At 67.6% G+C, this 13,628-nt stretch carries 11 protein-coding genes and 2 pseudogenes; 6 read left to right on the top strand and 7 right to left on the bottom strand.

Translation table 11 applies throughout. From position 1 onward, the window contains the following. Positions 1–96: 96 nt before the first annotated feature. A complete protein-coding gene (locus tag I71_RS00915) occupies positions 97–1,836 on the top strand; it encodes a SulP family inorganic anion transporter (protein ID WP_042688827.1) in 1,740 nt (579 codons plus the stop codon). Positions 1,837–1,849: 13 nt separating this feature from the next. On the opposite strand, the gene rbsK is transcribed toward I71_RS00915, so the two are convergent. From rbsK to rbsD, 6 genes and pseudogenes are all read right to left on the bottom strand, one after another. Further along, positions 1,850–2,776, bottom strand: a complete 927-nt coding sequence (gene rbsK, locus I71_RS00910) for a ribokinase (RefSeq protein ID WP_042688775.1) — start codon at positions 2,774–2,776, stop codon at positions 1,850–1,852. Further along, positions 2,773–3,801: a LacI family DNA-binding transcriptional regulator gene (locus tag I71_RS00905; protein ID WP_042688771.1), complete on the bottom strand. Its 1,029-nt coding sequence runs from the start codon at positions 3,799–3,801 to the stop codon at positions 2,773–2,775. The genes rbsK and I71_RS00905 overlap by 4 nt, the downstream gene beginning before the upstream one ends. A 77-nt stretch (positions 3,802–3,878) precedes the next feature. Continuing rightward, positions 3,879–4,760: a ribose ABC transporter substrate-binding protein RbsB gene (gene rbsB, locus I71_RS00900; RefSeq protein WP_042688770.1), complete on the bottom strand. Its 882-nt coding sequence runs from the start codon at positions 4,758–4,760 to the stop codon at positions 3,879–3,881. A gap of 85 nt (positions 4,761–4,845) precedes the next feature. Beyond that, a pseudogene (locus tag I71_RS00895) lies at positions 4,846–5,627 on the bottom strand (ribose ABC transporter permease). Positions 5,628–5,807: 180 nt separating this feature from the next. Beyond that, on the bottom strand, positions 5,808–7,304 hold the full coding sequence (locus I71_RS00890) for a sugar ABC transporter ATP-binding protein (RefSeq protein WP_042688768.1): 1,497 nt from the start codon (positions 7,302–7,304) through the stop codon (positions 5,808–5,810). A gap of 14 nt (positions 7,305–7,318) precedes the next feature. Beyond that, the gene (rbsD, locus tag I71_RS00885) at positions 7,319–7,738 is read right to left on the bottom strand and encodes a D-ribose pyranase (RefSeq protein WP_042688766.1); all 420 of its coding nucleotides are present in this window, start codon (positions 7,736–7,738) and stop codon (positions 7,319–7,321) included. Positions 7,739–7,992: 254 nt separating this feature from the next. Here rbsD and I71_RS00880 point away from each other — a divergent pair, with 254 nt between their 5' ends. The 5 genes and pseudogenes from I71_RS00880 to I71_RS00860 all read left to right on the top strand — a co-directional run bounded on the left by I71_RS00880 (position 7,993) and on the right by I71_RS00860 (position 12,790). After that, on the top strand, positions 7,993–8,352 hold the full coding sequence (locus I71_RS00880) for a hypothetical protein (protein WP_049975850.1): 360 nt from the start codon (positions 7,993–7,995) through the stop codon (positions 8,350–8,352). A gap of 258 nt (positions 8,353–8,610) precedes the next feature. After that, positions 8,611–9,219 (top strand): glutathione S-transferase family protein, encoded by a 609-nt coding sequence (locus I71_RS00875; RefSeq protein WP_042688819.1) that lies wholly within the window; start codon positions 8,611–8,613, stop codon positions 9,217–9,219. A 46-nt stretch (positions 9,220–9,265) separates the two neighbouring features. Next, on the top strand, positions 9,266–11,335 hold the full coding sequence (locus tag I71_RS00870) for a pyridoxamine 5'-phosphate oxidase family protein (RefSeq protein ID WP_042688764.1): 2,070 nt from the start codon (positions 9,266–9,268) through the stop codon (positions 11,333–11,335). Between the two features lie 48 nt (positions 11,336–11,383). Next, positions 11,384–11,847, top strand: a pseudogene (locus tag I71_RS00865) (DUF1348 family protein). Positions 11,848–11,899: 52 nt separating this feature from the next. Beyond that, the gene (locus I71_RS00860) at positions 11,900–12,790 is read left to right on the top strand and encodes a LysR family transcriptional regulator (RefSeq protein WP_042688763.1); all 891 of its coding nucleotides are present in this window, start codon (positions 11,900–11,902) and stop codon (positions 12,788–12,790) included. Positions 12,791–12,815: 25 nt separating this feature from the next. Here I71_RS00860 and I71_RS00855 read toward each other — a convergent pair whose 3' ends face one another. Continuing rightward, a complete protein-coding gene (locus tag I71_RS00855) occupies positions 12,816–13,553 on the bottom strand; it encodes a FadR/GntR family transcriptional regulator (RefSeq protein WP_049975849.1) in 738 nt (245 codons plus the stop codon). Positions 13,554–13,628 lie beyond the last annotated feature (75 nt).

Raw genomic sequence — 13,628 nt, 5'->3', positions numbered from 1 at the left:
CCCGAAACCCCGCCCTTACACCATCGACCGCGCGACGGCGACCGCCGACCTGATGCCGACGATCCCGCCGCCTTGATCCAGAAGGCCGCCGGACAGATGACAGCACCGACTTCCCACCAACTCAGCTTTGCCGAGCTGTTCACGCCCAAACTCGTTACGATTCTGCGCGAGGGCTATGGACTGGCCAACCTCCGCGCCGATGCCGTCGCCGGACTGACCGTGGCCATCGTCGCGCTGCCGCTGTCGATGGCCATCGCCATCGCCTCCGGCGCATCGCCGGCACAGGGGCTCTACACCGCGATCTTCGGCGGCTTCTTCGTCTCCGCCCTTGGCGGCAGCCGGTTCCAGATCGGCGGCCCGGCCGGCGCCTTCATCGTGCTGGTCGCCGCCACCGTGCAGGCCCACGGCATGGATGGTCTGATCCTCGCCACCCTGCTGTCCGGCCTGATCCTGGCGGCCATCGGCCTTCTCCAACTGGGCACCTACATCAAGTTCATGCCCTACCCGGTGACGGTCGGCTTCACCGCCGGCATTGCCGTTATCATCTTCGCCAGCCAGATCAAGGATCTGCTCGGCCTGACCCTGGCCGGGGCGGAACCGGGGCCGCTCCTTGAAAAGCTGCCGGTGCTGTGGTCGGCCCTGCCGACGGCGGATCCGGCCTCGGTCGCTCTGGCCTTTGCGTCGATTGGCATCATCGTCGGCCTGAAGGCGGTGCGGCCGCACTGGCCGGGCATGCTGATCGCGGTGGCCGGCAGCGCCGTGGTGACCGCCGCCTTCGGCCTGACCGTCGAGACCATCGGCACCAAGTTCGGCGGCATTCCCTCGGGCCTGCCGATGCCGGCCCTGCCGGCGATCACCCTGGAGAAGGTTCAGGCGGTCCTGCCGAGTGCGGTCTCGTTCGCGCTGCTCGGCTCCATCGAATCGCTGCTGTCTGCGGTGGTCGCCGACGGCATGACCGGACGCCGCCACCGGTCCAACTGCGAGCTGGTCGGGCAGGGCGTCGCCAACGTCGCATCGTCCCTGTTCGGCGGCATCTGCGTGACCGGCACCATCGCCCGCACGGCGACCAACGTGCGCGCCGGTGCCCACGGACCGGTCGCCGGCATGCTGCACGCCGTCTTCCTGCTGGTCTTCATCCTGGTCGCCGCACCGCTGGCCAGCTACATCCCGCTCGCCAGCCTTGCCGGCGTTCTGGCCGTCGTGTCCTGGAACATGATCGAAAAGCCGGCCATCGCATCGCTTCTGCGCGCTTCGCGCGGGGACGCCGCGGTGTTGCTGACGACCTTCCTGCTGACCATCTTCACCGGCCTGACCGAGGCCATCGTCATCGGCTTCGCGCTGGGATCGGTGCTGTTCATCCATCGCATGTCGACGGTCACCGCCATCGAGAGCCAGACGCCCTTCGTGGCGGAGGACAGCGCCGATGGCGCCCTGGTCGCCCGCAAGCCGTACGATCAGAATGCCGCCGATCCCGACATCGTCATCTATCGGATCTCCGGCGTGTTCTTCTTCGGGGCGGCGGCGTCCATCGGGTCGGTGCTCGACCGCATCTCCGACACCCATCGGGTGCTGATCGTCGATTTCCAGGCCGTTCCGTTCCTCGATTCGACGGCGGCCAACACCATCGAGGGGCTGGCGCACAAGGCGGCCCGGCGCGGCGTGAAAGTGATCCTGACGGGGACCAGCCATGCCATCCGCCAGGCATTGTTCAGCCAGGGACTCAAGCCGCCACTGGTCAGTTACGAGCGGTCGATCGACGCCAGCCTGCACAAGCTGCGGCGGAACGATCCCGGTTCGGACCCCGCGAACGGGGCCCTGCACCAGGACGCCACCTGACGGCGGAAGGAGGTCACCCCAGCAGCGCCGTCACCTCCGCCAGCGTCGCGGCCGAGTCCGCGGCACCGGCGCGGGTGGTGGCGAGCGCACCGCAGGCGGCGGCGAAGCGGACCGCCGCAGCCAGATCGTCGCCCCGCGCCAGCGCGAAGGCCAGCCCGCCGTTGAAGCAGTCCCCCGCCGCCACCGTATCGATGGCCGTCACCGGGAAGGGCGGAATGAAGCCCTGCTGGCCCAGGCCCCGGTAGAAGACGCCCTTGGCGCCCAGCTTGACGATGGCGATGGACAGACCGCGCTCCGCCAGCCGCTCCGCGGCGACGGCGGCCTCGTCCGGCGTCGTCGGCCGCAGCCCGACCAGGGCCTCGGTCTCGGTCTCGTTCGGCGTCATGGCATCGACGGCGCGGAAGACGTCGGCGGCAAACCCGCCATGCGGGGCCGGCGCCGGATCCAGGATGATGCGCCCGCCGCCCGCGCGCACCGCGGAGGCGGCGGCCAGCCCGGCGGCGAGCGGGATTTCAAGCTGAAGCAGCAGCACGGCGGCGCTGCCGAACAGCGGGGCGGCCTGCGCCACGTCCTGCTCGCCGACCGCCATGTTGGCGCCGCCGATCACCGTGATGCAGTTCTCGCCGGAGCCTTCGACACCGATCACCGCGATGCCGGTGGGGTGGGCCGGATCGTTCGACAGATGGCCGGTCCGCACGCCGAAGCCGGCCAGCCGGCTGCGTGCCATCTCGCCGAAGGCATCGCCGCCGGTGCGGCCGACCATCTCGACCGTTCCGCCCAGGCGGGCGGCAGCGGCGGCCTGGTTGGCGCCCTTGCCGCCCAGCCCCATGGCATAGCCGGTGCCGTGCACGGTTTCGCCGGGACGCGGAAGCCGGTCGGAATAGGCGCAGACGTCGATGTTGACGCTGCCGAAGACGACGATGGGGCGATTGGAAGTCATGAAAGCCTCGCGCAGGGCCAGCCGACCGAGGCGCGGAGCACGAGGTCGGGCGGCAGGGACAACAGGTCGGGCAGGGCCCGGCCGTCTTCCAGATGGTCGATCAGCAATTCCGCCGCACGGGCGCCCAGCAGGCCCGCCGATTGGCGGATGGTGGAGAGCGGCGGGGTGAGATAGGCGGCCAGTTCGATGTCGTCATAGCCCAGCACCGACAGCCGGTCCGGAACGGCCAGTCCGCGCTCGGCGGCAGCGCGCAGGACGCCGGCCGCCATCAGGTCGTTGAAGGCGAAGATCGCCTCAGGCCGCTCCGGCACCCGATCCGACACATCGAGCAGATCCGCGGCGGCGGCATAGCCGCCGGCAATGGTCAGGTCGGCCTCGCGCAGCAGGGCGGGCTCCAGTCTCAGGCCGGCGTCTCCCAGCTCCTGGACGAAGCCGGCCAGCCGGGCGCGGGAGCGTGGGTGGCGTCCCGGACCGGTTATGCAGGCGATGCGGCGGAAGCCGCGCCCGGCCAGCAGCCGGGCCGCGAGCCGCCCGCCCAACACCGAATCGTCGGTCACCGCACAGGCGCCGGGCCGCGGATCGGTGTCGAGCAGCAGCAGCGGCAGGTCTTTGGCGCGGCCCTGCACGTCGTCGAGGAAGCCGGGATCGGCGTTGCTGGTCATCACCGCAAGCCCGTCGATCCGGCGGTTGTGCAGCGCCTCGAACGCGCGTAGCTGCTTGTCCGGCTCGTCGTCGGTGTTGCACAGGATCAGGCTGTAGCCGCGGTCGGAACTGACCGTCTCCAGCCCATGGATCACATGGGCGAAGAAGGGGTTGGAACTCGCCGTGACGATCATCCCGAGCGTGCGGGTGCGGTTGCCCTTCAGCGCGCGTGCGATGCCGTTCGGCGTGTAGCCCAGCCGGTCGATGACGGCGCGAACCAGCTGTTCGGTTTCCGGCGCCACGAAGCGGGTGGCGTTGATGACGTGGGAGACGGTGCTCATCGACACGCCGGCCTCGCGGGCCACATCCCTGATCGTCACCATGCCGCCGCTCCCCCCTAACACGATCCGTCCCTGCCGGCGCCCCCTTCTCGGTCGCGCCGGCAGGGACGGGCTGTGCCTTACTTCGTCACCATCTTCAACTCGACCGGGGTGAAGGCCGGGACCTTCTCGCCCTTCAGCACCTTGTCGGCGGTCTCGACACCCTTCTCGCCGATCAGGCCGGCCTGCTGGGCGACCGTCGCCGCCAGGGCGCCGGCATTGACCGCCGCCACACCCTCGTCGGTGCCGTCGAAGCCGACGACCGGGATCTTGCGGCCCGAAGCCTGGATCGCCTTGGCGGCGCCCAGCGCCATCTCGTCATTGTGGGCGAAGACCACGTCGATCTTCTGCTGGGCCTGGAGGATGTTCTCCATCACGTTCAGCGCCTTGGTACGGTCGAAGTCGGCCGGCTGGCTCGCCACCACCTTCAGGCCGCTGGCCTTGTCCACCACATCATGGAAGCCCTTGCCGCGGTCGCGGGCGGCCGAGGCGCCCGGCAGGCCCTGCAGTTCGACCACGGCACCCTGGCCCTTCAGCATGTCGACCACCAGCTGGCCGGCCATCCGGCCGCCGGCGACGTTGTCGGAGGCGATGTGGGAGGCGACTTCGCCGCCATTGGCCGAACGGTCGAGCGTCACCACCGGAATCTTGGCGCGGTTGGCCGAACGGACCGCCGAACGCACGGCGTCGGAATCGGTCGGGTTGACCAGCAGCAGCTTGACCTTCTTGTTCACCACGTCCTCGACATTGGCCAGTTCCTTGGCCGGGTCGTTCTGGGAATCGAGGACCAGCAGATTGTAGCCCAGCGCCTTGGCCTTGGTCTCCGCCCCGTTCTTCAGCGTGACGAAGAAGGGGTTGTTGAGGGTGGAGACGACCAGGGCGATGGTGTCGGCCGCCTGGGCGTTGGCGGAGGCGAGCAGGGCGGAGGCGGCGACGGTGGCCACGGTCAGAAGCTTACGCATGGTTGGATTCCTTCCTCATCATTCTTGTTGGCGTGACTGGAGCAGGCAATTGGACCGGAGATGCCGATCTGGTGAAACGGCCGCCTCACGGCGACTTGCGGCTGTCGGCGAGCACCGCGAGCAGGATGACCGCGCCTTTGGCGATCATCTGGTAATAGGAGGAGACGTCCATCAGGTTCAGCGCGTTGTTCAGCACGCCGATGATGAGGGCGCCGACCAGCGTGCCGAACAGGGTGCCCTTGCCGCCGGACAGGCTGGTGCCGCCGACCACGACGGCGGCGATGGCGTCCAGCTCGTACCCGGCGCCGGCGGTCGGCTGCGCACTTTCAACCGCGCCGTCAGGATGACGCCGGCCAGCGCAGCCAGCAGGCCCGACAGGGCATAGATCGTCGTCTTCTCAAGATTGACGCGGATGCCGGACAGCCGTGCCACCACCTCGTTGCCGCCGACCGCATAGGTGTAGCGGCCGAAGCGGGTGCGGGTCAGGATCAGGCCGCAGATGGCGAAGACCACCGCCGCCACCACCACCGGCACCGGAATGCCGAGCAGATAGCCGCCGCCGACGCTCCAGAACGCATCGGCCGCTGCGCCGGTCCCGGTGGTGATCGGCCGTCCGTCGGTGAAGACCAGGGTGGCGCCGCGCAGCATGGTCATGGCGACCAGCGTGGCGACGAAGGGCTGCACCCCACCGGTGCCGATGACGACGCCGTTGACGGCGCCCAGCCCGGCACCCAGCAGCAGGGTGAGGGGGATCGCCAGCCAGATCGACAGGTCGCCGGCCACCAGCCAGGCGCAGACGGCGCCGCAAAAGGCCAGCACCGAGCCGACCGACAGGTCGATGCCGCCGGACAGGATGACGTAGGTCATGCCCACCGCGATCACCGCGTTGATCGAGGTCTGCCGCAGGATGTTCAGCAGATTGTCGACGGTCATGAAGCTGGGGCTGAGGACGGCGACGGCCGCCATCAGCACGACCAGGCCGACCAGCGGCTTGTTGCGGGACAGGAAGCGTATCAGCGTGGTCATCGTCGTCTCTCTTCCTGGCCGTCAAGCGATGGCGCAGGCCATGATCTTTTCCTGGGTCGCCTCGTCGCGGGCGAAGCGGCCGGTGATCCGCCCGCCCGCCATGACGAGGATGCGGTCGGACAGGCCCAGCAGCTCCGGCATGTCAGAAGACATCAGCAGGATGCACAGGCCCTTGGCCTTCAGGTCGTTGATGAGGCCGTAGATCTCCCGGCGGGCGCCGACATCGACGCCGCGCGTCGGCTCGTCCAGGATCACCACCTTGGGCGACAGCATCAGCGCCTTGGCCAGCGAGATCTTCTGCTGGTTGCCGCCGGACAGGGTCCGCACCTCCGCCCCGATGCCATGTGCCTTGACGGCGAAGGCGGCCATGAAGCGGTCGACCGCCGTCCGCTCGTCGGTCTGGCGGACGACGCCGGCCGGACCGCAAAGCTGCTTCAGCGCGGCCAGCGACATGTTGGTGCGGATCGAATGGCCCTGGATCAGCCCTTCGGCCTTGCGGTCCTCCGGCACATAGGCGATGCCGGCGGCCACGCCGTCGCGGGGATGGCGCAGCCGCACCTCCGTCCCATCGACGCGGACGCTGCCGGCACGCAGACGGCTGGCGCCGAAGATCGCCTTGCCCAGTTCGGTCCGGCCGGCACCCATCAGCCCGGCAAACCCAAGGATCTCGCCACCCGCGGCGGTGAAGCTGACATCCGTCACGCCATCGGCGCTGACGCCTTCGACAGCCAGCCGCTCCGGCCCGGCGGGGCAGGGCAGGTAGGGATACTGGTCGGTGATGGAGCGGCCGACCATGTGGCGGATCAGCGCCGCCTCGTCGAGATCGGCGACGGCGCCGCGATGGACCATGTGGCCGTCGCGCAGCACGGTGACGCTGTCGCACAGCGCGAAGATCTCGCCCAGCCGGTGCGAGATGTAGACGATCCCCTTGCCGTCCGCCTTCAGGGCGCGGATCACCTCGAACAGGACGGCGGTCTCGACGTCGGTCAGGGCGTCGGTCGGCTCGTCCATGATGATGAGTTCGGCGTTCAGCGACAGCGCGCGGGCGATCTCCACCATCTGCTGCTGGCCGACGCTGAGGCTTCCGACCGCGCGGTCGGGGTCGATGGTCTGGCGCAGCCGCTCCAGCAGGGCCTTGGCCTCGCGCCGCATGCGGCCGCGGTCGATCAGGCCCAGCCGGTTGCGTGGCTCCCGTCCCAGCCAGATGTTGTCGGCCACCGACAGATGGGGCAGCAGGTTCAGTTCCTGGTGGATCATCGCGATGCCGGCGTCGATCGCCTGTCGCGGAGCGGTGAACCTCACCGATTGCCCGCGGAACATCATCGCACTGGCGGAATCGGGCTGGACGATGCCGGTGATGATCCGCATCAACGTCGATTTGCCGGCGCCATTCTCGCCGATCAGGGCCATGATCTCGCCGCCACGCAGGCGGAAATCCACCCCGTCGAGCACGGTCACGCCGTTGAAGCCCTTGCCGACCCCCTTGAGGTCGAGCAGGAATCCGGACTGGGGATCCATCGCGCTCTCCCCGGTCAGAAGGTTACGCCGGAATAGAGAAGGATGTTGGCGTAGGGGCTGCACTCGCCCGTGCGCACCACCGCGGCGGAGGATGCGGTCAGCCGCTTGAACTCCTCATGAGGCACTTCGTCCAGCGCGATGGGCCGGCCCTGCTCCGCCGCCATGCGGTCCAGGCGCACCGACAGCTGGGCGCGCAGCGACGGGTTCGCCGTCACCATCTCGCGCGCGATCACCACGCGCTCCACCATCATCTCCTCCGCCACCGCGTCGAGAATCTGGAGGAAGGAGGGCAGGCCCGGCGTCACCGCGAGGTCGATGCGCTCCGGCCCGGCCGGAATCGGCAGTCCCGCATCGGCGATGACCAACGCCTGCGTATGGCCCAGAGACGCAATCGCGTGGCTGAGCGGGGCATTGAGAAGGCCAATCCGTTTCATGGCAAAGCGGCTCCAACTGGGCGGGACGGCCGGACCCTAGCGCCATCGAAACGTTTGCGCAAACGTTTGCGGTGCTGCATCGCATCAATTATGCGGGGCACGGACTTCACGTTGCAGCTTTGCCGAGGGCCACATCCGCGCCGCTGCACCCCGACGGCACCTGTTCGCGTGGCCAACTAATTCCAATGTCCAATTTCGCTTCCCCTGAGCCATGGCCACACTGGGGTGCCGGCATAATCCAAGGGGGAAACACCATGAAGAGATACGGCCTTATTCTCTGCCTTTGCGCAGGATCGCTGACCACGGCCGCCCATGCCCAGACAGCCCAGACGTTGAAGTTCTGGAACCTGACCAGCGAAACCATCACGGAGTTGAAGCTGGCCGAACCCGGCACGAACAAATGGGGCAAGAATCAGACGCTGAACGACAAGGACAAGACGGTCGAGGCCGACGAACGGCTGAAACTCAGCGACGTGAAGCCCGGCACATGGGATGTCAGCATGAAGGACAAGAAGGGCCGCACCTGCGTCTTGCGCAATGTCAGCCTGTCGGGAACGGAAGCCTATGCATTCTCGATCAGCGAAGACGATCTGAAAAAATGTGCCCGCAAGTGATTGATTGACAAACGTGATTTTCTCTCAGCCGTCATCTCTGCTCTTTGGGATGGCGGCTGAATTGCTTTTCCGGTACCGAGTCGCTTCGCGCTAAGCTCTGCTTCCGTTGCCCGCCATGATCGGCCGGAAGTCGGCGGATTATTTCATCCTATGCAATGATGAACTGCCAAGCCCGGTCATTCCCGTCAGGAAGAGGATGGCTCAGTCTGGTGATGCGCAACGGGAATGACCCCGTTGGATGGATCACCGGAGTTGGACATGAAGCTCTATCATCATCCCCTGTCGGGCCATGCGCACCGTGCGCGTCTGTTCGTCTCGCTGCTCGGTCTGCCCCATGAACTGGTCGAGGTCGACCTGATGGCGGGCGAGCACAAGAGCCCGGACTTCCTGAAGCTCAACCCCTTCGGTCAGGTGCCGGTCCTCGACGACGGCGTCGTCATCGCCGACTCGAACGCGATCCTGGTCTATCTCGCCAAGAAGGCGGGGGGTGGCGACTGGCTGCCGGAAGACCCGAGCGGTGCGGCGGCGGTTCAGCGCTGGCTTTCCGTGGCTGCCGGAGAGGTCGCCTACGGCCCGGCGGCGGCCCGGCTCATCACCGTGTTCGGGGCGAAGTTCAACGCCGACGAGGTCATCGCCCGGGCGCACACCCTCCTGGGCCGGCTCGAAAGCCGGTTGAGCGGACAGGACTGGCTGGTCGGCGACCGTCCGACCATCGCGGATGTCGCGATCTACAGCTATGTCGCCCGCGCACCGGAAGGCAACGTCGATCTCTCCGGCTATCCGGCGGTCAGGGGTTTCCTCCGCCGCGTCGAGGAGCTGCCGGGCTTCGTTCCCTTCGCGCAGACGCCGGCCGGGCTGACGGCCTGATCCGAAGTCCCATCCTGCCTGCGACCCCCAGCATAGGACACTGACGATGACCGCGACACTGAAGACGCTGCCGACCTGGCACGAGGGTGAGGTGTTCATCCAGCGGAAGCTGGGGGTGGCCGAACGGATGGAAGCGGTCGGCGAGCGGGTGATCCGCGATCACATGCCCGACCAGCATCGCGACTTCTATGCCCAGCTTCCCTTCATCGTTCTGGGCAGCGTCGACCCCGCGGGCGACCCGTGGGCCACGTTGCTGGTCGGCAAGCCGGGTTTCCTGTCGTCGCCGACGCCGACGAGGCTCGACATCGCCGCCCAGGCCGCGCCCGGCGATCCGGCGGGCGGGGGCATGCGGGACGGCGACCCCATCGGTTTGCTGGGGATCGAGATGCATACCCGGCGCCGCAACCGCATGAATGGCGTGGTCACCGCCACTGAGGCCGGTTTCCAGGTCGATGTCGACCAGAGCTTCGGCAATTGCCCGCGCTACATCCAGCTGCGCGATCTGGACTATGCGCGGGATCCGGCGGATCCGTTCACCGGCGTGGTGGAGGACCTGCCCGCGCTCGATCCGGCGGCACGCGCCATGATCGGGGCGGCCGATGCCTTCTTCGTCGCCACCTATGCCGACCGGGCGGAGCGCCGGCAGGTCGACGTGTCCCATCGCGGCGGCAAGGCTGGATTCGTCCGCGTCGCCGCGGATGGCACGCTGACGGTGCCGGACTTCAACGGCAACCTCTTTTTCTCGACCCTCGGGAATATCGTCCTGAACGGCAAGGCGGGTCTGGTCTTCATCGATTACGAAAGCGGCGGCCTGCTGCAGATGACCGGTGATGCCGAGGTGCTCCTGGACTCGCCAGAGATCGCCGCGTTCCAGGGGGCGGAGCGGCTGTGGACGTTCCGGCCGCGCCGCATCCTGCGCCGGGCTGGGGCGCTGGCCCTGCGCTGGTCGTTCCGCAAGGAGGGCTGGTCCCCCAGCTCGCTGATGACCGGGGATTGGGCGGAGGCGGCAAGCCGCCTGCAGGCGGCCGACCTCGCCACGCGCTGGAGGCCCTACCGCGTGACGAAGATCACCGACGAGACGCCGGAGATCCGCTCCTTTCACCTGCAGCCGGCCGATGGGGCGGGCCTGCTTCCCCATGCCGCCGGTCAGCATCTGCCGATCCGTGTGACCGTCCCCGGCACGGACAAGCCCATCACCCGCACCTATACGCTGTCCACCGCGCCGTCGGACGGTCTCTACCGCATCAGCGTCAAGCGGGACGGGCTGGTCTCGCGTCACCTCCATGACAGCATCCACGCCGGCGACCTCATCGAAGCGCGTGCTCCCGACGGCGGTTTCATCATCGACCCGCACGAAACAAGGCCGGCGGTCCTGCTGGCCGGCGGGATCGGGATCACGCCGCTGCTGGCGATGCTGCGCCACATCGTCTACGAGGGGCTGCGCAAGCAGCGGATGCGGCCGACGATCCTGATCCAGGCCGCACGTTCCAAGTCCGACCGTCCCTTCGAGCGCGAGATTGCCGATCTGGTGGACGCCGCGCACGGGAAGGTCCGCTGGATCCGGGTTCTCAGCGATCCCAGCGCGGCGGCGGAGGGTGTCGATTACGATGCGGCCGGCCGCATCGACATGGCCCTGCTGACCCGCTTCCTGCCGTTCGACGATTACGACTTCTACCTGTGCGGCCCGCCCGCCTTCACGCAGGCGCTCTATGACGGGTTGCGTGGCCGCAACATCGCCGACGGGCGGATCCATGCCGAAGCCTTCGGGCCGTCGTCGTTGAAGCGCACGGTTGATGCCGGTTCCGCCCCCGCCGCCATTCGCCCGCCGCCGTCCACCGAACCGGTGCCCGTGGCCTTCATGACCTCCATGAAGGAGGATCGCTGGACACCGGCGTCCGGCACCTTGCTGGAACTGGCGGAGGCGCGCGGCCTGAATCCCGAGTACAGTTGCCGCGAAGGCACCTGCGGCACCTGCCGGACCAAGCTGCTCAAGGGCGCCGTGACCTATATCCGGGAACCGGGCGTCCATGTCGCCGACGACGAGGTGCTGATCTGCAGCGCCGTCCCGGCGGAGGCCGGGCCGGATGAGGAAAACCGCATCCAGCTCGCCCTCTGACGCCTCCCCTCTTTTCCCGTCTCACCCTTTCCGCTTCAAGGAGCTGCCATGTCCCGTCCGCCCCTCCCCCCTTCACCGAAGAAGCCGCCATCGAGAAGGTCCGGCTTGCCGAAGATGGCTGGAACAGCCGAGATCCGGCGAAGGTCGCTCTCGCCTAGACCGAGGACAGCCGCTGGCGCAACCGGGCCGAATTCGTGACCGGCCGGGCCGAGGCTCAAGCCTTCCTCACCCGCAAGTGGAACAAGGAATTGGAGCACCGGCTGATCAAGGAACTCTGGGCCTTTGCGGGGAACCGAATCGCGGTGCGCTATGCCTATGAATATCGCGACGACAGCGACCAATGGTACCGCGCCTAAGGCAATGAGAACTGGGAATTCGCCGAGGATGGGCTGATGCGCGCCCGGCACGCCAGCATCAGCGAGCACCCAATCGCCGAGGCGGACCGCAGGTTCCATTGGCCGCTCGGCCGCCGGCCGGACGATCATCCCGGTCTCAGCCATTTCGGATTTTGATGACGAGGAGTCTAAAATCCCTGCATCATTGAACGCGGGGAAGGGGCGGGGAATGGATCGTTGGCAGGCAATGCGGATTTTCGCGAAGGTGGCGGAGACCGGGAGCTTTGCCGAAGCCGCCCGCCTCATGCATCTGAGCGCGCCCGCGGTGACTCGCGCCGTGGCCTCCCTTGAGGATGTGATCGGCGCCAGGCTGTTCGTCCGCACAACCCGGTCGGTCAAGCTGACCGAAGCGGGGACCCGTTACTTCGAAGACTGCCGTAGAATTCTCGCGGACATCACCGAGGCGGAAGCGGCGGCCGGCGGTTCCTATGCCAACCCCACCGGCACGCTCGCGGTCACCGCCTCCGCGCTGTTCGGGCAGATGTATGTGTTGCCGATCGTGACCGGATTCTTGAACACCTATCCGGCGATGCGCGTCCGGACCTTCTTCATCGACCGGCCCGTCAACATCATCGAGGAAGGCATCGATGTTGCGGTGCGGATCGGTCATCTGCCGGATTCGGGCTTCACGGCGATCAAGGTCGGCTCGGTCCGGCGGGTGATCTGCGGCTCGCCGTCCTATTTTGAGCGTCACGGCGTTCCGCTGACGCCCGCCGACCTGAAGAATCATCGGATCGCCGCTTCGACCAGCGCCTGGGCATCGCCGGAATGGCGGTTCGCCGGGGATCAGCGGGTGACCGTCGATCCCATCCTTCAATGCAACACCAACGAAGCGGTGATCGCCACGGCCAAGGACGGCTGGGGCCTGACGCGGGTTCTCCATTACCAGATCGGCCCGGCGCTGGTTGAGGGAACATTGCGGATCGTGCTCGGCGACCATGAAGAGCCGCCATTGCCGATCCACATCCTCTATCCCGAGGGGCGCCATGCGCCGGCGAAGGTGCGGGCCTTCGTCGATCTGGCGGTTGCCAGTCTGCGGTCGAACCGTCTGCTCAATTAGGTCACGCGGTGGGGGTGCGCCCGGCTCATCCGCTTGGCACTTCCACCGGCATCTGACGACCAGCGGATGCCGAACCGCTTCCGCCACCCAACAGAATGCCGAGCCGGCCCGCGGCACCGCTGATGTGGTCGAACATCGCCTGGGCGGCGCGGCCGCCGTCGCGGCTCTGCAAGGCCACGAGAATCCGTTCATGTTCCTCCAGCGTTTCCCAAACCCGGTCCTCCTGGGCGAAGGGGAGCGTCTGGATTTCCGCAACCACCGCATCGACCGTGCGGAACAGGTCCAGGACCATGCGGTTGCCGCATCCCTCGACGATCAGGCGGTGGAACATGCTGTCCTCCACCCCGGCCTGGGCGAAGTCATGCGCCTGGAAGGCGCTGCGCATCCGGACGAGCGTGCCGGCAAGCGTTTCGAGCGCGGCGTCGGGCAGGGTGATGGCGGCCAGTTGGGCGGCCTGCGGCTCCAGCGCCAACCGTGCCTCATAGACTTCGCGTGGTGAATAGAGGTCGGCGAACCGCCAGGCGGCGACCGGGTCCGGCGGCTTCCCATCGGTGAGATAGACGCCGCGCCCCACCTCGATCCTGATCAGCCCGAGGGTTTCCAGTGCCGACAGCGCCTCACGCAACGAAGCGCGGCTGATGCTCAGCCTCTCTGCAAGTTCGCGCTGGGGCGGAAGCTGGTCGCCCGGACGCAACCCCTGTTCGTCGATGATCTGGCGGATCTTCTCGACCGCCGCCTGTGGCACCAACAGCCGTCCACGCATCCTGCCGATTCCTGTCTGTCCTTGCCATGCCGGGGGTGCCCCACGCGACGCCTTGACAATAGACCAGAAAGGGGG

Origin of the sequence: Azospirillum sp. B506, assembly GCF_000333595.1 — a bacterium.
Lineage (GTDB): Bacteria > Pseudomonadota > Alphaproteobacteria > Azospirillales > Azospirillaceae > Azospirillum.
The sequence above is the reverse complement of the archived record's forward strand: the minus strand, read 5'-3'. Positions and strand labels throughout refer to the sequence as shown.